Genomic DNA, 21,090 nt, shown 5'->3' with positions numbered 1-21,090 from the left:
CAACCTTTACAGGATCATAGTGCGAACGGCGGGCGAGCGGTCGGCCGTGACGGCGACGGCCGGGCACGGGCGGCCGTCGCCGGACGGGTCGGTTCACCCCTTGCGCAGGCCGTCCGGGCGGCGGGACGCGCGCAGCGTGCCGACCGTCTTGAGCAGCCGGTCCGCCGGGTCGCGCAGCCGGGGGTGAGCGAGGACGGTGTTGCGCAGCCCGCGGACCGGTCGGCGCCACAGGCGGTGCGCCGCGGCCACCGGGTGGGTGCGGGTGGCGAAGCCCTCGCCCACCCGCAGTTCGCGGGTCTTGAGCCAGTCCTTGTACTCCTTGTCGCCGCGCCCGAGGTCGACCAGGGTGACACCGCCGCGCGCCGACGCCTCGGCGGTGCGCAGATGCATCATCAACCCCGGCGAGTAGTAGTGCAGTTCGGGGTCGTAGGCGGTGAACCAGGCGGCCAGCACGGTGGCCGAGCGCGGGCCGAAGTGTGCGGCCACCGGCCGGTCGCCGGCGTAGAGCACGGACAGCACGCCGGTGAAGTGCTCCTCGCGGACGTGGAAGAGGTGGTCCACGAGGTCGACGATCCAGGGGCGGGAGAAGCGGTCCATGCGTCCGGTCCGCCGGTACTGGGCGGACTTCCAGCGCATCAGGGTGCGCAGGGCCGCGGGGTCGCGCTCGTCGAACTCGAAGCGCAGGTCGCCGAGGTCGCGACCGAGGCGCCGTTCCTTCTTCAGCGTGGTCTTCGCCAGGCCCGGGTAGGTGGCGCGCAGCCACTCGGGGTATCCGCCGTCGCCGGGCTTCACGTCGATCACCGGCGAGGCGAAGGTGCCGGTCACGTGGGGAGCGAAAGGTCTCTGCTCGGCGACCAGGTGGTCGAACTCGAAGATGGACATCCCGCAGGCGCCCAGCAGTTCCTGGGCGTCCCAGACGACTCCGGGCCGGTGCACCAGCGCCTGGCAGTCGGAGAGACCGAGGCCGACGGCCCGGCCGACGCCGAGGGCGTTGCGCTCGTACGGGAGGAAGCCGACGGGTTCCCCGCCCTCGCGCAGGACCGCCACCCGCACGCCGGCCCGGTGTCTGCCGACGCCGATCGTGAACTCCGGGGCCAGAAAGGGGTTGGCGTACTCCGGCGACTCGTCCATCGCCTGGTGCCAGGCCCGGCGGAGCGGCTCGGTGAGCTCGCCGGGTCTGTGGATCGTGATGTCCACCTCAGATCAACCGCCCTTCGGCTGACGAGGTGTGTGAAGCATGACTGCACTGGCCTCTGGATCGCATGGATCGCATGCGCGACCACTCCCCCCCCCATAACGCGTGTTCCGCGTTCTGCCGTCTCTACGAACAGCTCCTGTTCCCCGCCGTACACCCTTGGGCCCGGACCGGCGACGGGGTCGCCGGTCCGGAGGTGTCGCTCAAACGTGGCGAAACAGTACGCACGCTGTCAAGGGTGCCACTGTCGGGGCGGGTTGGGGGTGGGGTGACTCGGACTTCTCCGGTCTTTTCTGTCAGGTCGCCGTCGCCGTGGCCGTCAGGTAGCCGTCGCCGCAGCCGCCGCGCGGCCCGCCTGCCGGCCGGAGAAGAGGCAGCCGCCGAGGAAGGTGCCCTCCAGCGAGCGGTAGCCGTGCACCCCGCCGCCGCCGAAGCCGGCCACCTCGCCGGCGGCGTACAGACCGGGGACGGGCGAGCCGCCGCTGTCCAGGACGCGTCCGGAGAGGTCGGTCTGGAGGCCGCCGAGGGTCTTGCGGGTGAGGATGTTCAGCCGGACGGCGATCAGCGGGCCGGCGCTGCTGTCCAGGATCTTGTGGATCGGCGCGGTACGGCTGAGCGAGTCGCCGATGTAGCTGAGGGCGTTGCGGATGCCCTGGACCTGGACGTCCTTGCTGTACGGGTTGTCGATCTCCCGGTCCCGGGCCTCGATCTGCCGCTTGAGGCCGGCGAGGTCGATGAGGTTGTCGCCGGTCAGCTTGTTCATGCCGGTGACGAGGTCGGCGAGGTTGTCGGCGACCACGAAGTCGGCGCCGTTGTTCTTGAACTTCTCGATGGGCTCCGGGGTCTGCCAGATCCGGGAGAGCAGCTGCCAGACGTTCTTGTTGGTCAGGTCGGGGTTCTGCTCGGAGCCGGAGAGCGCGAACTCCTTGGCGATGATCTTCTGGGTGGTGACGAACCAGGAGTAGTCGTAGCCGGAGGCGGTGATCGACCCGAGGGTGTGCAGGGTGTCGTAGCCGGGGATGTCGGGCGTGCCGAAGCGGCGGCCCTTGGCGTCGAACCACATGGAGGACGGGCCGGGCAGGATGCGGATGCCGTGGTTCGGCCAGATCGGGGCGTAGTTGCGCAGGCCCTCGGTGTAGTGCCACATCCGGTCGGGGTTGACGATCCGGCCGCCCGCCTGGGCCGTGATGCCGAGCATCCGGCCGTCCACGTGCGCGGGGACGCCGGTCACCATGAACTTCGGCGGGGTGCCGAGCCGGGCCGGCCAGTTCTGCCGTACGAGGTCGTGGTTGGCGCCGATGCCGCCCGAGGTGACCACCACGACCGGGGCCCGCAGCTCGAAGTCGCCGACGACGGTACGGCTGCTGGGGGTGCCGCGGGCCGCGCTGCTGGGCTCCAGGACCGCGCCCCGGACCCCGGTCACCGCGCCGCCCGTGGTCACCAACTCGTCCACCCGGTAGCGGAACTTGAAGGTCACCTTGCCGGCGGCGACCGCGGCGCGCACCTTCTTCTCGAACGGTTCGACGACCGCGGGGCCGGTGCCCCAGGTGACGTGGAAGCGGGGTACCGAGTTCCCGTGGCCGTCGGCGAGGCCGCCGCCGCGCTCGGCCCAGCCCACGATCGGGAACCACTGCACGCCCAGGCCGGCGAGCCAGGACCGCTTCTCGCCGGAGGCGAAGTCCACATACGACTGGGCCCACTTGTAGGCCCAGTAGTCCTGGCCGTTCGGGTCGTCGACGCCCCGGTCGAAGCCCGCGGTGCCGAGCCAGTCCTGCCAGGCCAGGTCGTGCGAGTCCTTGACGCCCATCAGCCGCTGCTCGTCGGAGTCGACGAAGAAGAGCCCGCCGAAGGACCAGAACGCCTGGCCGCCGAGGCTGGCTTCCGGCTCCTGGTCGAGCAGCAGCACCTTGCGGCCTGCGGCGGCGAGTTCGGCGGTGGCGACCAGGCCGGCGAGGCCGTGGCCGACGACGATCGCGTCCGCGTCCTGCGACTCGGCGGCGAACGCCCCGGCCTGGCCGAGGGTCAGGCCGGCGAGCGCGCCGCCGGCCACCGTCAGCACCTGACGGCGGGTGAACCGGGACGACTGCTCGGAGCCTTCGGCCGCGGCGGCGCCTGCGCTGGGATTTTCCATGGGGGGTTGCCTTCCGTACGGATGCGGGCGGTGCGGGAGACATGACTGGGACTGCCGTGACGGCAGGGTGTTACCGACGGTAGCCCAAGGTGGGGGCGGTGACCAGAGCCGTGCGCGACCGGCTCGCGGGCCAACTGCCGTACGGCGTCGGCGTCCGGACCGAGCGCGCCTTCCACGAACTCCTCCGGGACCTGTCGGCAACGCCGCCGCCGCACTCTCGCGGAACGCCCCCTTCGGCTCGCACTGGCGTGCTATCACCGGTGCCATGGAGACCGTGGCGACCGAGCCCGTAACCCCGTCCACCCCGCGCCCCGTCCGGCTGTCGACGATGGTCCAGGGGTGGTACCAACTGACCTTCCTGCACTGGCCGGTGGAGCCGGAGCAGGTGGCGGGTCTGCTGCCCGCCGGCACCCGTCCCGACACCCTGGACGGGGTCACCTACGTCGGGCTCGTCCCGTTCCTGATGCGGGGCACGGGCTTCGGGCCGGGACCGGGGCTGCCGTATCTGGGCACCTTCTGCGAGACGAACGTACGGCTGTACTCGGTGGACGGGCAGGGCCGCCGCGGGGTGGTGTTCAGGTCGCTGGACGCGACCCGGCTGCTCCCGGTGCTGGTGGGCCGGCTGGGGTTCCGGCTGCCGTACGCCTGGTCCGCGATGGGGCTGCGCCGCGAGGGCGATGTGATCACCTACACCTGCCGGCGGCGACGCCCGGTCGCCGCGAGCCGGGCGGTCGTAAGGATCGGGGCGCCGGTCGCCGAGCCGTCGCCGCTGGAGCACTTCCTGACCGCGCGCTGGGGGCTGCACGTGACCTGGCACGGCCGCACCGCGTACCTGCCGAACGAGCACGCGCCCTGGCCGCTGCACCGTGCGGAACTCCTCGATCTGGAGGACGGGTTGGTGACGGCTGCCGGGCTGCCGGAGAGGGCCGGGCCGCCGGTCAGCGTGCTCTGGTCGCCCGGGGTGAAGGTGCGGTTCGGGACGCTGGAAGTACTCCGCGCCAACAGGTAAAGAAATCGTATGGTCTAGTCCAAAGTGAGCTTTGGTCCAGTCCAATTCATTGACGTGACCGCGACACCTCCGGAAGCTGGGAGCCACCCCACCTCCCCGGCCCCCTGGAGGCACCAGTGAGACCCCTTCGCGCATGTCTGGGCGCGGCTGCCGCCGTCACCTTCGCCGCCGCCGGCACGACCGCGCTCGTCGCGAGCAACGCCTCGGGCGCGACCACGGCGCTGAGCAACCGGTGGTACGCCGCCGCCCCCTACCTGATGCCGCTGGACAACAACCCGCCGGACGCGGCTGCCATCATGGACGCCACCGGCCTCAAGGCCTTCCAGCTGGCGTTCGTCCTGGCCCCCAACGGCGGCGGCTGCTCGCCCACCTGGGGCGGCACGGCGGCGGTCTCCTCGGACACCGCCGTCCAGTCGGTGATCAACACGATCCGGGCCAGGGGCGGCGACGTCTCCGTCTCCATCGGCGGCTACGGCGGCACCAAGCTGGGGCAGACCTGCGCGGACGCGGCCTCCACGGCGGCGGCCTACCAGCAGGTGATCACCAAGTACGGGCTGCACGCGATCGACTTCGACCTGGAGGAGCCGGAGTACGAGAACACCGCGGCCATCAGGAACGAGATCGGCGCCGCGAAGATCCTCCAGCAGAACAACCCCGGCCTGTACGTGTCGGTGACGACGGCCGGCACGGCGGACGGCACCGGCTGGTTCGGCAAGCAGATGCTGCTGGAGGCGAAGTCGCAGGGGTTCACGCCCAACAACTTCTCCATCATGCCGTTCGACGGCGGTTTCAGCGGGGCGGCCTCGCAGACCGGCGCGCTCACCAACTTCAACGCGATCCTTCAGTCGACGTTCGGCTGGGACCAGGCGACCGCCTACGCCCACGAGGGCTTCTCCGGGATGAACGGCCGCAGCGACACCGGCGAGTACTTCACCCAGGCCGACTTCCAGACGGTGCTGGACTACGCCACGAGCCACAACATGGACCGCTTCACGTTCTGGTCCCTGAACCGGGACCGCCAGTGCACCCCTGTCGACAACAACGGCACCACGTCCGGGACCTGCTCCAGCGTGGCGCAGGGCGCCTGGGACTTCGCCAAGTACTCGGTAAAGTTCGCCGGGGTCACCCCGCCGACCACCACACCCACCCCCACGCCGACCCCGACACCCACCCCCACCTCGTGCAAGACCGCCTGGAGCGCGACGGCGGTGTACACGGCAGGGAACGAGGTCTCGTACAACAGCCACAACTGGAAGGCCAAGTGGTGGACCCAGAACGAGGTGCCCGGCGCCTCCGAGTGGGGTCCCTGGCAGGACGAGGGCGCCTGCTGAACCCCTTGACGGGACTGGTCCGGACCTTTACCTTCACGGGTCATCGGCGGTTATGGATGCGTCCGGAGTTCACAAACATGAACACCTGTGGGTGAGAACTCCGGGCGCGGCCCTCTGACGAAAGGACCCCCCACGTGAACCGCTCCCGGCTGCTCGCGGCGCCCACCGCCGCGGGCCTCGCCCTCGCGCTCACCGTCCTGTTCGGCGGCAGCGCGGACGCGGCGGACCCGAACGTCGCGCCCGGCGGCAACTTCGACCTGTCCGTATGGCAGCTCCAGGAGCCGGTCGGCTCCCCCGGATCGCCGACCACCGTCTCCTCCTCCCGGCTGCAGGGCGCGAACGGCTACCAGGACGCGTACTTCTACACCGACACCCGCGACGGCGCGATGACCTTCTGGGCACCCGAGAAGGGCGTCACCACCCCGAACTCCCACTACGCCCGCTCCGAACTGCGCGAGATGAACCGGGACGGCAGCGCCGCCAACTGGTCGCTGAGCGGCAGCCACAGGATGAGCGCGACGCTGCGGGTGGTCTCGGTGACCAAGAACGTGTGCGTGGGTCAGATCCACCTCGGCACCGGCGGCTCATCCACCAAACCGCTCCTCGAGCTGTACTACCGCTCCAACGGCGACATCGTGCTCGGCACCGAGAACTCCCCCGACGGCGGCCAGACCTCGCACGGCGTGGGCCATGTGTCGATCGGCAAGACCTGGACCTACACCATCGCGGTCTCCGGCGGGAACACCATCGACCTGACCGTCAACGGCACCACGACGCACTACGCCATTCCGTCCTCCTTCAACCCGTACAAGCAGTACTTCAAGGCGGGCTCGTACAACCAGTCGTCCTCCGACAGCACGACCAACGGAGCCCGGGTCGCGTTCTACGGCCTGACCGTGAAACACGGCTGAGTTCGCCCGGTCCACCCTGGCGGGGGCCGTCGTTCCGCCGCACGATGGAGAGGCCATCCGCGCCACGGCCGGACGCCGGGAGGACTCATGACGCAGAGCTGGGGACCACGTCCTCCCGTTACCGCGGACGGGCCCGAGTGGCGGCCGGCGCTCGACATCCCGGCACCGGCACGGCAGCGCCGCTGGACGGTGCTGCTGCGCTGGCTGCTGCTGGTCCCGCAGTACGTCGTGCTCGTCTTCCTCGGCATCGCGGCGTTCTTCGCCACGGTGGCCGGCTGGTTCGCGGCGCTCGTGCTGGGCCGGCTGCCCGACCCGATCGCCTCGTTCCTCGGCAGGTACCTCGCCTACGAGACCCGGGTCGCGGCCAGTTCCCTGCTCCTGGTGGACCGGTATCCGCCGTTCGCCCTCACCGCCCCCGACCATCCGGTGCAGATCGAGCTGCGTCCCACCACCCTGAACCGGCTCGCGGTGCTGTTCCGGCTGTTCCTGATGATCCCGGCGGCGATCGTCGCGAACCTCGCGACGACCGGCTGGTTCGCGGTCAGCTGGATCTTCTGGATCATCGGGATCGTGCTGGGCCGGCTCCCCGGGCCGGTCTTCGGGGCGACGGCCGCGGTCGCCCGCTACCGGATGCGGTTCGGCGCCTACACCAGCATGCTGACGCCCGTCTACCCGAAGGGGCTCCTCGGCGATCCGCCGGCCGCCGAGGAGAAGGTGCGCTCCGCCACCCGGCCCCTGGTCCTGGACACCGCCGCCAAGATCCTGGTCTGGATCTTCCTGGTCCTCGGCCTGATCACCCAGATCGCCTCCCGCTCCACCGGCGACCACGACATGAACGGAGTCGCGAATACGCCGCAAGTGGTACATCTCGCGGGACGGTCGTAGCGTCGAAGGGAAAGGTACGGCCGAACGGGCGGGAGCGACCATGCGCAGACCAGTGGTGGGAACGGCGATCGGACTCGGGGCGGCCCTGCTGCTCACGGCAGGCATGACGACGGCGTCCGCGACGCCGCCGACACCGTCCGCGTCGCGGGCCTCCGTCCAGCACCCGGTTCTCGTCGACTGCCTCTGGCACCAGCGGTTCCGGCCGACCGACTTCATGCTGGCCTGCGGCGACGGCAACAGCCTGCTCACCGGCATGCACTGGACCCAGTGGAACGACAGGACGGCGGTCGCCCAGGGCGTGAACGTGGTGAACGACTGCAAGCCGTACTGCGCGGCCGGAAAGTTCCACAAGTATCCGGTGACCGTGCGGCTCGACCGCCCGACAGCCTGGACGAAGCACCCGAACGTGCAGCACTTCACGCGGATGAACCTGACCTACTCCGGCGCACGCCCGGAGGGGTACACACAGGTCATGAACTACCCGATGTGGAACTGAGCGGGGTCGTCACCCGGCTGCGCGGCATGCGGGGCCACGCCGTGCGCCGGGCGGGCGACGTCGCGGCCACGGCTGCCCCGGCCCGGGGACGGGGAGGGGTCATCTTGGTGTGACCGGTACGCCGGAGCCCTGCGCTCCCGTCGAAAGAGGTCACATGCCCCGATTCCCCCGCCGGGCCGCCGTCGCCCCGGCCGTGGTCGCGATCGGCCTGCTCGCGGCGGTTCCGGCCGCGAGCGACGAGCCGGTCCTCTCCCGCCCGCACGCCGTCGCCCATTTCGATCTGGCCCGGGGGCAGACGCCGGAGAGCGTCGTCGCCGAGCAGGGCGGCTCGGTCGACATGTCCTTCGCGGTCGCCCGGCAGGTCGTCAAGGTCACCCGCGAGCGCCGGGTCCGGGTCCTCGCCACCCTGCCCGACGAGAAGCACCCCCGGACGCCCCTCGTGAACACCGCGGTCACGCACGGCCTGGCCCGCGCGCACGACGGCACCCTGTACGTCAACTACGCGACCGGCACCGACCGGACCGGCGTCTGGCGCATCCCGGCGGGCGGCGGCAGGCCCGAGCAGATCGCCCAACTGCCGCCCGACGGCCTGCCCAACGGGCTGGCCCTCGACGAGAGGCACGGCGTGCTCTACGCCGCCGACTCGGTGCGGGGCACGGTGTGGCGCGTCCCGCAGTCGGGCGGCACGCCCACCGCCTGGGCCACGGGCACCGAACTCTCCGGGGTCCCGTCGGCCAGCGGCTTCGGCGCCGACGGGATCAAGGTGCACAAGGACGCGGTGTGGGTCACCAACACCGACCGGGGCACCCTGCTGCGCATCCCGGTCGGCGCGGACGGCTCGGCGGGGCGGGCGGAGACGCGGGCGACCGGCCTCACCGGGGTCGACGACTTCGTCTTCCCCGGGCACTCGGACCTCGTGCTCGCCGCGCTGAACCCGTCCAACGAGGTCGTGCTGGTCGCCCCGGACGGCACCCGCGGCACGGTCCTGACGGTGCAGGAGGGGCTGTCCAACCCGACCTCGCTCGCGGTGCACGGCCGTGACGTGTTCGTGGCGAGCGCCGCCTACTCCACGCAGCGCGACCCGAACCTGCTGAAGGCCCTGCTCGCCGCGCACTTCTCCCGCTCGTAGCCGGGAGGGCCGGGCGGACCCGGCCCTCCCCCGCTCTCCCCCGGGGCTGTCCGGCCTCAGGCGATCTCGACCAGCAGGTCGCCGCCCTCCACCTGCTGGATGCGGTTGATGGCGAGCCGGGAGATCCGGCCGGCCTTCGGGGCGGTGATGGTGGCCTCCATCTTCATGGCCTCGATCGTGGCCACCGTGGCGCCCGCCTCGACCTCCGCGCCCTCCGCCACCGCGAGCGTGACCACGCCGGCGAACGGGGCCGCGACATGGCCGGGGTTGGCGCGGTCGGCCTTCTCGGTGACCGGGATGTCGGAGGCCGCGGCCCGGTCCCGGATCTGGATCGGCCGCAGCTGTCCGTTGAGGCTCGACATCACCGTGCGCATGCCGCGCTCGTCGGCCTCGCCGACCGCCTGGAGCTCGATGAGCAGCCGGACGCCGGGCTCCAGGTCGACCGAGTACTCCTTGCCCGGGCGCAGCCCGTAGAAGAAGTCCTTGCTGTCGAGGACGCTGGTGTCGCCGTAGGTCTGGCGGTGCGTCTCGAACTCGCGGGTCGGGGCCGGGAACAGCAGCCGGTTGAGGGTGGTGCGGGGCTCCTTGGCCAGGCCCTCGCGGTCCTCGGCGGACAGCTCCGGCGTCGGCTTGGCGGCGGCGCGGCCCTGGAGGGCCTTGGTGCGGAACGGCTCCGGCCAGCCGCCGGGCGGGGTGCCCAGCTCGCCGCGGAGGAAGCCGATGACCGAGTCGGGGATGTCGAACCGGTCGGGCGTCGACTCGAAGTCCTCCGGGCTCACCCCGGCGCCGACCAGGTGCAGGGCGAGGTCGCCGACCACCTTGGAGGACGGGGTGACCTTGACCAGGCGGCCGAGGATCCGGTCGGCGGCCTCGTACATGGCCTCGATGTCCTCGAAGCGGTCGCCGAGGCCGAGCGCGACGGCCTGGGTGCGCAGGTTGGAGAGCTGGCCGCCGGGGATCTCGTGGTGGTAGACGCGGCCGGTCGGCGAGGCGAGACCCGCCTCGAAGGGGGCGTAGACCTTGCGGACGCTCTCCCAATACGGCTCCAGGTCCTCGATCGCCCGCAGGTCGAGCCCGGTGGGACGCTCCGAGTAGTCGGTCGCGGCCACGATCGCCGACAGGGAGGGCTGCGAGGTCGTACCGGCCATGGAGGCCACCGCGCCGTCCACCGCGTCCGCGCCCGCCTGGATCGCGGCGAGGTAGGTGGCCAGCTGGCCGCCCGCCGTGTCGTGGGTGTGCAGGTGGACGGGGAGGTCGAACTCGCTGCGCAGCGCCGAGACCAGCTTCGCGGCGGCCGGGGCGCGCAGCAGGCCGGCCATGTCCTTGACGGCGAGGACGTGCGCGCCCGCCTCGACGATCTGCTCGGCGAGCCGCAGGTAGTAGTCGAGGGTGTAGAGGCGCTCGTCGGGGTTGGACAGGTCGGCGGTGTAGCAGAGGGCAACCTCGGCGACCGCGGTGCCCGTCTCGCGTACCGCCTGGATGGCGGGGCGCATCTGGCCCACGTCGTTGAGGGCGTCGAAGATGCGGAAGATGTCGATGCCGGTGGCGGCGGCCTCCTGGACGAAGGCGTCGGTCACCTCGGTCGGGTACGGGGTGTAGCCGACGGTGTTGCGGCCACGCAGCAGCATCTGGAGGCAGATGTTGGGAACGGCCTCGCGCAGCGCGGCGAGCCGCTCCCAGGGGTCCTCGGCGAGGAAGCGGAGCGCCACGTCGTAGGTGGCGCCGCCCCAGCACTCCAGGGAGAGCAGTTCGGGCAGGGTGCGGGCGACGACCGGGGCGACGGCGAGGAGGTCCTTGGTGCGCACGCGGGTGGCGAGCAGGGACTGGTGGGCGTCGCGGAAGGTGGTGTCGGTGATGCCGATGGTGGGCGACTCGCGCAGGGCGCGCGCGAACCCCTCGGGGCCGAGTTCGACGAGCCGCTGCCGGGAGCCCGCGGGCGGCTCGCCGGCCGGGAGCGCGGGCAGCTTGGTGGTCGACTCGATCAGATGGGGGCGCTCGCCGTGCGGCTTGTTGACGGTGACGTCGGCCAGGTAGGTGAGCAGCTTGGTGCCGCGGTCGGCGGAGGTGCGGGCGGTGAGCAGGTGCGGGCGCTGCTCGATGAACGACGTGGTGATCCGGCCCGCCTGGAAGTCCGGGTCGTCCAGGACCGCCTGGAGGAAGGGGATGTTGGTGGCCACGCCGCGGATGCGGAACTCGGCGACCGCGCGCCGGGCGCGCCCGATGGCGGCCTTGAAGTCCCGGCCCCGGCAGGTGAGCTTGACCAGCATGGAGTCGAAGTGCGCGCTGATCTCCGTACCGGCGTGGGTGGTTCCGCCGTCGAGCCGGATGCCGGAGCCGCCCGGGGAGCGGTAGGCGCTGATGCGGCCGGTGTCGGGGCGGAAGCCGTTGGCCGGGTCCTCGGTGGTGATGCGGCACTGGAGGGCGGCGCCGTGCAGCTTCACCGTCTCCTGGGACAGGCCGAGGTCGGCGAGGGTCTCGCCGGAGGCGATGCGCATCTGGGCCTGGACCAGGTCGACGTCGGTGACCTCCTCGGTGACCGTGTGCTCGACCTGGATGCGCGGGTTCATCTCGATGAAGACGTGGTTGCCCGCGGGGTCGAGGAGGAACTCGACGGTGCCGGCGTTGCGGTAGCCGATCTCGCGGGCGAAGCGGACGGCGTCGGCGCAGATCCGGTCGCGCAGTTCGGGGTCGAGGTTGGGCGCGGGGGCCAGCTCGATGACCTTCTGGTGGCGGCGCTGGAGCGAGCAGTCCCGTTCGAAGAGGTGGATGACGTTGCCCGCGCCGTCGGCGAGGATCTGCACCTCGATGTGACGGGGGTCCACGACGGCCTTCTCCAGGAAGACGGTCGGGTCGCCGAACGCGGAGGCCGCCTCACGGGAGGCCTGTTCGATGGACTCGCGCAGCGCGGCCGGGTCCTCGACCCGGCGCATGCCGCGGCCACCGCCGCCGGCGACGGCCTTCACGAACAGCGGGAAGCCGATCTCGTCGGCGGCCCGGACCAGTTCCTCGATGTCGTTGGAGGGCTGGGAGGAGCCGAGCACCGGGACGCCGGCGGCGCGGGCGGCGGCGACCGCGCGGGCCTTGTTGCCGGTCAGCTCCAGCGTCTGGGCGCTGGGTCCGACGAAGGTGATGCCCGCCTCCTCGCAGGCGCGGGCGAGTTCGGGGTTCTCGGAGAGGAAGCCGTAGCCGGGGTAGACGGCGTCGGCCCCGGCCCGGCGGGCCGCGGCCACGATCTCCTCGACGGAGAGGTAGGCGCGCACCGGATGTCCCGGTTCCCCGATCTCGTAGGCCTCGTCGGCCTTCAGCCGGTGCAGCGAGTTGCGGTCCTCGTGGGGGAAGACGGCGACCGTGCGCGCACCCAACTCGTAGCCCGCGCGGAATGCGCGGATGGCGATCTCTCCACGGTTGGCGACCAGCACCTTGCGGAACATCCCTGGATCCCTTCAGCCTGCCGGCGACGAACACCATGGTGTCAGCCGCGCCCTGCCGTAGCCCGCGCAACATTAGGGGTTGGCCGGACCGGCTGAAGTGCGAAAACCATCACATTGACGTTGTTGAGCACTTCGGCGGGTCTGCCGCGTGACATATGGGTTTTCGGGGAATCCGGGAGGGTTGGGGAGTCTTCAGGGCAGCCGGAGGGACGGTACGGGGTGGCGCGGTGGGCTCGGCCGGTGTGTCGGCGGGTCCGACCGGGGCGGCGACGGCGTGGTGCCGAGGCGTTCCGCCAGGCGGACGGGGAACGGCAGCCGGCGGCCGTGCAGCAGGCCGAGGACGACCGCGGCGGCCACGGCGATCAGGTGCTCGCGGCCGGCGAGGTTCGGCACGGTGACGGACTCCCACACCATCGAGCCGCCGGTGAGGGTGAAGACGACGGGGGCGCGCCGGACCACCGCCAGGTAGGTGAAGAGGCCCACCACGGCGGCGGACGGACCCGTGTCGAGGATCCGGCCGACCTCCGGGGGCAGGCCGAAACCCCACCAGCCGGGGCCGAGGGCGACCATCACCCGGGCGGTCATCGTGCCGGCCAGGGTGGTCACGTAGGCGACGGCGAGGGTCCGGCCGCGGCCGAGGGTGAGTTCGGCGAGCGCGAAGGCGAGGAAGAGCTGGGTGATGCCCGCCCAGACCGGCAGGTCGAGCGCCGGGACGTAGAGCGACACCGGGGTACGCAGCAGGGAGAGCCACAGCGGCAGGTCGGCGGTGACACCGCCGAGGTGCCACACCAGCCGTCGGCCGAAGGGGTGCTGGGCGATGCCGTGGAAGAAGATGACGCCGAACGCGGCCACGAACGCCAGCACGAGCCCGGACAGACCGCGCCGTACCAACTGCCGTACCGGATCCACCACGACGGCGTGCCATTCGCCGCGCAGCGTGCGCCCCGTGAACCGGACCGCCCGCGCGGCCACCCGGCTCCAGTCGCCTTTCACGAAGGCATCGCCCCCCTCGACACCGTCCCCGTCGTCGGCCTGCGCACTCCAAGAGGTTCTCCGTGCCCGGGCCGTTCCACGCGTCATCGTATAGACGTTTGGATCATTTGCGACGATGCGGGAGCTACGGATGGTCGGATATCGACGTCGGATTTATCACCCGTCCACGGCTGAACCCGCACGGCCGCAATCGCGTCCCCCTGAGCGTCGTCCCGGTAAAGGAGCGGTCATGCGTGAAGTGTCGCGTCGCACGGTGCTGGCCTCGGCCCTGGGGGCGGCGGTGACCGTCCCGCCGGCCCCGGGAGCGACCAGGAGACTGCGCGCCCTGGAGCGCGAACACGGAGCCCGGCTGGGGGTGTTCGCCCGGGACACCGGGTCCGGGGCGCGGTTCGGGTACCGGTCGGGCGAGCTCTTCCCGATGTGTTCGGTGCACAAGCCGCTCGCGGTCGCCGCCGTCCTGCGCGACCTCGGCGAGGACGTGCTCGGCAGGGTCGTGCACTACGACGAGAGCGATGTCGAGCGGGCGGGCGGCGCCCCGGTCACCGGACAACCGGAGAATCTCGCCGCGGGAATGACCGTCGCGGAGCTGTGCGGAGCCTCGATCTCGTACAGCGACAACACCGCGGCCAACCTGTTGCTGGAGCAACTGGGCGGGCCGGTGGCGGTGACGAGGCTGTGCCGTTCGCTCGGGGACGGGGTGACCCGCCTGGACCGGTGGGAGCCGGAGCTGAACTCCGGGGAGCCGGGGCGGGTCACCGACACCACCACTCCGCTGGCCATCGCCACGACCTACGTGAAGCTGACGGTCGGTCACGCCCTTGCCGGTGCCGACCGGCGGCGGCTCACCGGCTGGCTGCTCGCCAACACCACGGGCGGCGAGCGGATCCGCGCCGGGCTGCCCGGCGACTGGACGGTGGGCGACAAAACCGGAACCGGCGGCTATGGCACCGCCAACGATGTCGCGGTCGCCTGGCCCCCGGGCCGCGCGCCGCTCGTCCTGGCCGTCCTCTCCACCCATGCCGATGCCGCCGCCCAGGCGGACTCCCCGCTGGTCAGGGAGGCGGCCACGATCGCGGCGGACACCTTCGGACGGGGCGGCGCATAAGATCGTTCACAGTCGGAACACAGCAAGTCACCTTCCTCGCAGCAGGTTTTCTGCAATGAGACCGGAACCGTTCTGTTTCGATCACGAACTCTCGTATAGTGACGCGCAGTTCAACACCGAGCGTCACAACTCCTTCACCGGACACACATCCCTACCTGCTCCGAGGACCAGACCGGACCGATGACCGCGCCCACGCACCCCGGCGAACGACCTGCCCTCCGTACGCTCGTCCCGACCTTCGCGCTGACCGCGGTGGTGTCGGCCCTCGCGGTCTTCGCCGCGGCGACCGCCGCGCCGGCCTCGGTCCGCACGCCCCTCGCCCTCGGCGGGAGCGCCGCCGCGCTGCTGCTGTGCACGGCGGTGACCTGGGCCGTGCACGCGACGCGGGCCGCACGCGGCGCCCGGCGCCGGCTGGAGGCGGTGAGCCAGGACATCGGGCGGCTGCTCCAGCAGCAGGCCAGGACCACCGAGGACGCACGCCAGGAGCAGCAGCGGCTGATCGACGAACTGGCCCAGCAGCGCAGCGAGTTCGCCGAATCCTTCGAGCAGGAGCGGAGCCGGATCCACCAGGACAGCGGTCAGGAACTGGACTGGTACCGGCAGGAGAACGCCCGGCTCACCACCGAACTGGAGCGCGCCCTGCGGGAACGGGCCGCCGCGATCGCCGCCGCGGGCAACGCGGCCGGACGGATGCAGGCCCTGGCCACCGCCACCCTCGCCGACCTGCGGGCCATGGAGGACCGGCACAGCGACGAGGACGTGCTGGCCGACCTGCTCCACCTCGACCACCGCACCGCCCAGGCGGGCCGGCTCGCCGACTCCATCGCCGTGCTCACCGGGGCGCGTTCCGGCCGCCGCTGGGCCCGGCCGATCAGCATGGAGTCGATCCTGCGCGGCGCGATGGGCCGCATCAGCGGCTACCGCCGGGTGCGGGTGCACTCGGTGAGCGAGACGGCCGTCGCCGGACACGCCGCCGAGGGTGTCATGCACGCGCTGGCCGAACTCCTCGACAACGCGGCCAACTTCTCGCCGCCCACGGCCGAGGTCCACGTGTACGTGGAGGAGGTGCCGGCCGGGGTCATCGTGTCCGTGGAGGACAGCGGCCTGGTGATGGGCGACGTGCAGCTGCGCCGCGCCGAACGGGCGGTCACCGGTGACAGCACCGAACTGGGCGGCCTCAGCGGCACCCGGCTCGGGCTCGCGGTGGTCGGCCGGCTGGCCCGCAAGCACGGCCTGAAGGTGTCGTTCCGGCCGTCGGCACGCGGTGGCACCGGGGTGCTGATGCTGGTCCCGCAGGACCTGCTGACCCGCCCGGTCGCCGACGAACCCGCCTCGGCACCGGAGCTGGAGCCGGAGACGCAGACCGCCGCACCGGCACCGGCAGTGCCGGACCCGACACCCGTGCACGAGTCCGCCGCCGAGCCCGACGAGGACGAGGACGGATCCACCGGGCTGCCCAGGCGGCGGCGCGGCCGGACCCTCGCCGAGGCCGAGCGCCGGTCGGCGCCCCAGCCGGCCGAGCCGCGCCCCGCGCCCGGCGGCGCGGACGCCCAGGTCCGCGCCGCCCGCTTCAACAGCTTCCGGCAGGCCGTCCGCCCGGCCGCGCACGACGCCCGCTCCGCCGAAGCCCCCGGCACCCCCGGCGAGCCGGCCGCCCCGTACGCCCCCACCCCCGCACACGACCCGGCCCCCGCGCCCCACCCGGAGTCCGGTCCAGAACACACGTCCCACCCGCATGCGTACCCGGAAGGCGACCCCACTTCATGACCGGCAGGACCACCGCCGACTCCAAGCTCACCTGGCTCATCGAAGGCCTTCTGGAGCGCACCCCGGGCGCGCGGCACGCCCTCGTGCTGTCCCGCGACGGACTGAAGCTGTGCCGTACGCCGGAGCTCTCCGTCGACCAGGCCGACCAGCTCGCCGCGATCGCCGCCGGCATCCAGTCGCTGTCGCACGGGGCGTCCGTCGAGTTCGGCGACGGCAGCGGCGGCGTGCGGTCGGCGATGACCGAGTTCTACGGCGGTGTGCTGTTCATCGTCGAGGCCGGCGAGGGCGCCCACCTGGCCGTGGTGACCAGCGAGGACGCGGACCCCGGGCTGGTCGGGCACAACATGAGCGAACTGGTGGAGCAGCTCGGCGAGCACCTGACCGCGCAGCCCCGCACGTCATGAGCCGCCCGGGCAGGGACGACGCGCCCGACCGCCTGTACACCATCACCGGCGGCCGTAGCGGCTCCGGCCCCGACAGCCCCTTCGACCTGGTCACCCTGGTGGTCGCCGAGTCGGAGCCGACGCCCGGCATGCAGTCGGAGCACGCGGCGATCCTGCGCCTGGCCGAGTTCCCGACCTCGGTGGTGGAGATCGCCGCGGAGCTGAGGCTGCCGGTGAGCATCACCAAGATCCTGCTGGGCGACCTGCAGGCGGCCGGCCGGGTCAGCGCCCGCCACCCCCACCGGCCGGCCATCACCGACCCCGACATCCTGGAGCAGGTGCTCGTTGGACTCCGCAACCTCTGACGCGCGCACCCCGTTGGGTGCCTCCGCCGACCACGGTTTCAAGATCGTGGTCGTGGGCGGCTTCGGCGTCGGCAAGACCACCCTGGTCCGCTCGGTCAGCGAGATACGTCCCCTCAACACCGAGGAGACGATGACCCAGGCCGGCGAGGAGGTCGACGACATCCGGGAGGTGCGCGGCAAGTCCGCGACCACCGTCGCCTTCGACTTCGGCCGGATCACCCTGGACGCCCGCAACGTGCTGTACCTGTTCGGGGCGCCGGGCCAGGAGCGGTTCTGGTTCCTGTGGGACCGGCTGTTCTCCGGCACCCTCGGCGCCGTCGTCCTGGTCGACACCCGGCGGATCGGCGACTCCTGGTACGCCATCGACCGGCTGGAGAAGCACGGCACGCCGTTCATCGTGGCCTGCAACGACTTCGGCGGCCCGGTGCACACGCCCGAGGACGTCCGGCACGCCCTCGACCTGGACCCGCACGTCCCGCTGGTCAACTGCGACGCCCGGTCCCGGGAGTCCGGCAAGCAGGTACTGATCACGCTCGTCCAGCACGTCAAGAACCGGTACGCCGGCCCGTCCGCACCGGCGGACCTGCCCCGACAGGAGTTCGTGTGACCCCCGATGCCGTGCCGCTCGGCGGCCCCCGGTTCCAGACCGAACCGGCGCGTCTGTACCGCGAGATGCGGCGCGACCACGGTGCCGTCACCCCCGTCGTGCTCGACGGGGACGTGCCGGCCTGGCTGGTGGTCGGCTACCGCGAGCTGCACCAGGTGACCGGGGACCCGGTGCTGTTCAGCCGGGACTCGGACCTGTGGAACCAGTGGGACATGATCCCCGACGACTGGCCGCTGCTGCCGATGATCGGCCGCAAGCAGCCCTCGATCCTCTACACCGTCGGCGAACGGCACCGCGAGCGGGCCGGGATGATCAGCGACGCGCTGGAGGCCGTCGACCCGTTCGAACTGCGCGGGCACGCCGAGCGGTTCGCGGACGAGCTGATCGACGGACTGTGCACGAGCGGCGAGGCGGACCTGATCGGCCAGTACGCGATGCTGCTGCCGGTACGGGTGCTGGCGCGGCTGTACGGTTTCTCCGACGAGGAGGGGCCCGGCCTGGTCACCGCGCTCAACGACATGATCGACGGGCGTGAGCGGGCGCTCGCCGGGCAGCAGCATCTGGGCTCGTCCATGGCGCAGTTGCTGGCCGACCGGAAGGCGGACCCGGCCGACGACGTGGTGTCGCGGATGCTCCAGGACAAGAGCGGGTTCACCGACGAAGAGATCATGCAGGACCTGATGGTCATGATGGCGGCCGGGCACCAGCCGACCGCCGACTGGATCGGCAACTCGCTGCGCCTGATGCTCACCGACGACCGGTTCGCCGCCTCCCTGTTCGGCGGGCGCAACAGTGTCGCCGAGGCGATGAACGAGGTGCTGTGGGAGGACACCCCCAGCCAGAACATCGCCGGCCGCTGGGCGTCCCGGGACACCCAGCTGGGGGGCCGCCGGATCCGCGCCGGTGACCTGCTGATCCTCGGGCTCCAGGGCGCCAACTCCGATCCGCAGGTGCGCACCGACGCCTCCGCGCTGACCGGCGGCAACAACGCGCACTTCTCCTTCGGGCACGGCGAGCACCGCTGCCCGTTCCCCGCGCAGGAGGTCGCCGAGGTGGTCGCGCGGACCGGGATCGAGGTGGTCCTCGACCGGCTCCCGGACATCGACCTGGCGGTGCCCGCCGACAGCCTCACCCGCCGGCCCTCGCCCTGGCTGCGGGGGCTGACCGAGCTGCCCGTCCGGTTCACGCCCGTACCCGCCCTGTAGTCACCCCCGACAGTTCGGCGCAGCAGCACACCGATCGGCGCAGTACTCCGACCCTGCCCTGGGAGGCATGCCACGATGACGACCGGTACCGAAGAAGCCCGGATCGCCCTCGACCCCTTCGTCACCGACCTCGAAGGCGAGAGCGCGCGGCTGCGCGCCGCCGGTCCGCTCGCCGCCGTGGAGCTGCCCGGCGGGGTCCCCGTGTGGGCCGTCACGCACCACGCCGAGGCGAAGGCGCTGCTCACCGACCCGCGCCTGGTCAAGGACATCAACGTGTGGGGTGCCTGGCAGCGCGGGGAGATCGCGCCGGACTGGCCGCTGATCGGCCTCGCCAACCCCGGCCGTTCGATGCTCACCGTGGACGGCGCCGACCACCGCAGGATGCGCACGCTGGTCGCGCAGGCGCTCACCCCGCGCCGGGTGGAGCAGATGCGGGAGCGGATCCAGAAGCTCACCCAGGACCTGCTCGACGGCCTCCCGGCGGACGGGGGGACGGTCGACCTCAAGGCGGCCTTCGCCTACCCGCTGCCGATGTACGTCGTCGCCGACCTGATGGGCATCGACGAGGCCGAACTGCCGCGCCTGAAGGTGCTGTTCGAGAAGTTCTTCTCCACGCAGACCCCGCCCGCGGAGGTCATCGCGACCCTCACCGAGCTGGCCGGGATCATGGCGGCGACGGTCGCCGCCAAGCGGGCCGAGCCCGGCGACGACCTGACCAGCGCCCTGATCCTGGCCTCCGAGGACGGCGACCACCTCACCGACGCGGAGATCGTCTCCACCCTCCAGCTGATGGTGGCGGCCGGGCACGAGACGACGATCTCCCTGATCGTGAACGCGGTGGTCAACCTCTCCGCCCACCCCGACCAGCGGGCCAGGGTGCTCTCCGGCGAGGTGGACTGGTCGGCGGTGGTCGAGGAGACCCTGCGCTGGTCCACCCCGACCTCGCACGTCCTGATCCGGTTCGCCACCGAGGACGTCCAGGTCGGCGACAAGGTACTCCCGGCGGGCGACGCGCTCATCGTGTCGTACGCCGCGATAGGCCGCGACGAGAACGCGCACGGGCCGAGCGCCGGGGAGTTCGACGTCACCCGGGAGTCCCCGAACCGGCACATCTCCTTCGGGCACGGCCCGCACGTCTGCCCGGGTGCCGCGCTCTCCCGCCTGGAGGCGGGCGTCGCGCTGCCCGCGCTGTACGACCGCTTCCCCGGCCTGGACCTGGCGGTACCGGCGTCCGAGCTGCGCAACAAGCCGGTGGTCACCCAGAACGACCTCTTCGAGCTGCCGGTCCGGCTGAACCCCTAGCGGGTGTGCACGGAGTACGACTTGGCTCCGGTGCCGGCCAGCCTGCCGCCGTCGACGATCAGGTACTCGTCGCGGATCGGCCGGCCGGTCAGCCAGGACTCCAGGATCTCCCGGGTGCCGGCGGCGTAGCGGGCCTGGGCGGAGAGGCTGGAGCCCGAGATGTGCGGGGTCATCCCCTGGTGCGGCATGGTGCGCCAGGGGTGGTCGGCGGGGGCGGGCTGCGGGTACCAGACGTCGCCCGCGTACCCGGCCAGTCGCCCGCTGCGCAGCGCCCGGTCCACGGCGTCCCGGTCGACGATCAGGGCCCGGGCGGTGTTGATGAGATAGGCGCCGCGTTTCATGGTGCCGAGCAGCTCCTCGCCGAACAGGCCCTCGGTCTCCGGGTGCAGCGGCGCGTTGACGGTGACCACGTCGCAGTGCGGGGCCATGTCGGCCGCGCTCTCGTGGAAGGTCAGGTTCAGCTCGCGCTCGACGGACTCGGGCAGCCGGGTCCGGTCGGTGTAGTGCAGCTTCACGTCGAAGGGCGCGAGGCGCCGCAGGACGGCGAGACCGATCCGGCCGGCCGCGACGGTTCCGACGTGCATGCCCTCCAGGTCGTACGACCGGCTCACGCAGTCCGCGATGTTCCAGCCGCCGTCCAGCACCACCTGGTGGGACGGCAGGTAGTTGCGGACCAGCCCGAGGATCATCATCACGACGTGTTCGGCGACGCTGATGCTGTTGCAGTACGTCACCTCGGCGACCGTCACCCCGTGCGCGATGGCGGCGTCGAGGTCGACGTGGTCGGAGCCGATGCCCGCGGTGATCGCCAGCTTCAGGTTCGGCGCGGCGGCGATCCGCTCCGG

Annotated in this window: 18 protein-coding genes; 13 read left to right on the top strand and 5 right to left on the bottom strand. The window is 71.9% G+C overall.

Features of this window, described 5'->3' with window-relative positions:
• Nucleotides 1–93: 93 nt before the first annotated feature.
• On the bottom strand, nt 94–1,197 hold the full coding sequence (locus tag AB0D74_RS17815) for a GNAT family N-acetyltransferase (RefSeq protein WP_362586944.1): 1,104 nt from the start codon (nt 1,195–1,197) through the stop codon (nt 94–96).
• A 317-nt stretch (nt 1,198–1,514) separates the two neighbouring features.
• Nucleotides 1,515–3,326, bottom strand: a complete 1,812-nt coding sequence (locus AB0D74_RS17810; protein WP_362586941.1) for an FAD-binding dehydrogenase — start codon at nt 3,324–3,326, stop codon at nt 1,515–1,517.
• Nucleotides 3,327–3,600: 274 nt separating this feature from the next.
• Between AB0D74_RS17810 and AB0D74_RS17805 the strand changes: the two genes are divergently transcribed.
• From AB0D74_RS17805 to AB0D74_RS17780, 6 genes are all read left to right on the top strand, one after another.
• Nucleotides 3,601–4,335: a DUF2071 domain-containing protein gene (locus AB0D74_RS17805; protein WP_362587598.1), complete on the top strand. Its 735-nt coding sequence runs from the start codon at nt 3,601–3,603 to the stop codon at nt 4,333–4,335.
• A 116-nt stretch (nt 4,336–4,451) separates the two neighbouring features.
• The gene (locus AB0D74_RS17800; RefSeq protein WP_362586938.1) at nt 4,452–5,666 is read left to right on the top strand and encodes a carbohydrate-binding protein; all 1,215 of its coding nucleotides are present in this window, start codon (nt 4,452–4,454) and stop codon (nt 5,664–5,666) included.
• A gap of 134 nt (nt 5,667–5,800) precedes the next feature.
• On the top strand, nt 5,801–6,577 hold the full coding sequence (locus tag AB0D74_RS17795; protein WP_362586935.1) for a polysaccharide lyase family 7 protein: 777 nt from the start codon (nt 5,801–5,803) through the stop codon (nt 6,575–6,577).
• An 87-nt stretch (nt 6,578–6,664) separates the two neighbouring features.
• Complete coding sequence (locus tag AB0D74_RS17790; protein WP_362586932.1) at nt 6,665–7,462, top strand: DUF4389 domain-containing protein; 798 nt, start codon at nt 6,665–6,667, stop codon at nt 7,460–7,462.
• Between the two features lie 40 nt (nt 7,463–7,502).
• Complete coding sequence (locus AB0D74_RS17785) at nt 7,503–7,958, top strand: hypothetical protein (protein WP_362586930.1); 456 nt, start codon at nt 7,503–7,505, stop codon at nt 7,956–7,958.
• Nucleotides 7,959–8,112: 154 nt separating this feature from the next.
• Nucleotides 8,113–9,087, top strand: a complete 975-nt coding sequence (locus AB0D74_RS17780; RefSeq protein ID WP_362586928.1) for a hypothetical protein — start codon at nt 8,113–8,115, stop codon at nt 9,085–9,087.
• Between the two features lie 56 nt (nt 9,088–9,143).
• Here AB0D74_RS17780 and AB0D74_RS17775 read toward each other — a convergent pair whose 3' ends face one another.
• Nucleotides 9,144–12,518 (bottom strand): pyruvate carboxylase, encoded by a 3,375-nt coding sequence (locus AB0D74_RS17775; RefSeq protein ID WP_362586925.1) that lies wholly within the window; start codon nt 12,516–12,518, stop codon nt 9,144–9,146.
• Between the two features lie 192 nt (nt 12,519–12,710).
• Nucleotides 12,711–13,511, bottom strand: a complete 801-nt coding sequence (locus AB0D74_RS17770) for a hypothetical protein (protein WP_362586922.1) — start codon at nt 13,509–13,511, stop codon at nt 12,711–12,713.
• Between the two features lie 229 nt (nt 13,512–13,740).
• Between AB0D74_RS17770 and bla the strand changes: the two genes are divergently transcribed.
• From bla to AB0D74_RS17735, 7 genes are all read left to right on the top strand, one after another.
• On the top strand, nt 13,741–14,616 hold the full coding sequence (gene bla / locus AB0D74_RS17765; RefSeq protein WP_362586919.1) for a class A beta-lactamase: 876 nt from the start codon (nt 13,741–13,743) through the stop codon (nt 14,614–14,616).
• 180 nt (nt 14,617–14,796) lie between these two features.
• On the top strand, nt 14,797–16,383 hold the full coding sequence (locus tag AB0D74_RS17760; protein ID WP_362586916.1) for an ATP-binding protein: 1,587 nt from the start codon (nt 14,797–14,799) through the stop codon (nt 16,381–16,383).
• Nucleotides 16,380–16,787, top strand: coding sequence for a roadblock/LC7 domain-containing protein (locus AB0D74_RS17755; RefSeq protein WP_093506900.1), 408 nt, complete (start codon nt 16,380–16,382; stop codon nt 16,785–16,787). Before AB0D74_RS17760 ends, AB0D74_RS17755 begins: the two co-directional genes overlap by 4 nt.
• Entirely contained in the window at nt 16,784–17,131 is a 348-nt protein-coding gene (locus AB0D74_RS17750) for a DUF742 domain-containing protein (RefSeq protein ID WP_362586912.1), read from the top strand. Before AB0D74_RS17755 ends, AB0D74_RS17750 begins: the two co-directional genes overlap by 4 nt.
• A gap of 13 nt (nt 17,132–17,144) precedes the next feature.
• The gene (locus AB0D74_RS17745; RefSeq protein WP_362587595.1) at nt 17,145–17,738 is read left to right on the top strand and encodes an ATP/GTP-binding protein; all 594 of its coding nucleotides are present in this window, start codon (nt 17,145–17,147) and stop codon (nt 17,736–17,738) included.
• Nucleotides 17,735–18,943 (top strand): cytochrome P450, encoded by a 1,209-nt coding sequence (locus AB0D74_RS17740; RefSeq protein WP_362586909.1) that lies wholly within the window; start codon nt 17,735–17,737, stop codon nt 18,941–18,943. Before AB0D74_RS17745 ends, AB0D74_RS17740 begins: the two co-directional genes overlap by 4 nt.
• A 75-nt stretch (nt 18,944–19,018) precedes the next feature.
• Nucleotides 19,019–20,245 carry a cytochrome P450 gene (locus tag AB0D74_RS17735; protein WP_362586906.1) on the top strand — a complete coding sequence of 409 codons (1,227 nt, stop codon included), beginning with the start codon at nt 19,019–19,021 and terminating at the stop codon, nt 20,243–20,245.
• Here the strand turns inward: AB0D74_RS17735 and AB0D74_RS17730 are convergent.
• Nucleotides 20,242–21,090 (bottom strand): NAD-dependent formate dehydrogenase (locus AB0D74_RS17730; protein ID WP_362586903.1); only part of this gene is annotated, 849 nt, incomplete at its 5' end. The two genes, AB0D74_RS17735 and AB0D74_RS17730, sit on opposite strands and share 4 nt — an antisense overlap.

The organism is Streptomyces sp. NPDC048278, assembly GCF_040652195.1.
Taxonomy (GTDB): Bacteria; Actinomycetota; Actinomycetes; order Streptomycetales; family Streptomycetaceae; genus Streptomyces.
This window is presented reverse-complemented; position numbering and strand designations above follow the sequence as displayed.

Coding starts and splice junctions, on each gene's coding strand:
- bla (WP_362586919.1), top strand. CDS start 13,741: ATGCGTGAAGTGTCGCGTCGCACGGTGCTGGCCTCGGCCCTGGGGGCG.
- AB0D74_RS17780 (WP_362586928.1), top strand. CDS start 8,113: ATGCCCCGATTCCCCCGCCGGGCCGCCGTCGCCCCGGCCGTGGTCGCG.
- AB0D74_RS17775 (WP_362586925.1), bottom strand. CDS start 12,518: ATGTTCCGCAAGGTGCTGGTCGCCAACCGTGGAGAGATCGCCATCCGC.
- AB0D74_RS17750 (WP_362586912.1), top strand. CDS start 16,784: ATGAGCCGCCCGGGCAGGGACGACGCGCCCGACCGCCTGTACACCATC.
- AB0D74_RS17735 (WP_362586906.1), top strand. CDS start 19,019: ATGACGACCGGTACCGAAGAAGCCCGGATCGCCCTCGACCCCTTCGTC.
- AB0D74_RS17755 (WP_093506900.1), top strand. CDS start 16,380: ATGACCGGCAGGACCACCGCCGACTCCAAGCTCACCTGGCTCATCGAA.
- AB0D74_RS17810 (WP_362586941.1), bottom strand. CDS start 3,326: ATGGAAAATCCCAGCGCAGGCGCCGCCGCGGCCGAAGGCTCCGAGCAG.
- AB0D74_RS17785 (WP_362586930.1), top strand. CDS start 7,503: ATGCGCAGACCAGTGGTGGGAACGGCGATCGGACTCGGGGCGGCCCTG.
- AB0D74_RS17760 (WP_362586916.1), top strand. CDS start 14,797: ATGACCGCGCCCACGCACCCCGGCGAACGACCTGCCCTCCGTACGCTC.
- AB0D74_RS17790 (WP_362586932.1), top strand. CDS start 6,665: ATGACGCAGAGCTGGGGACCACGTCCTCCCGTTACCGCGGACGGGCCC.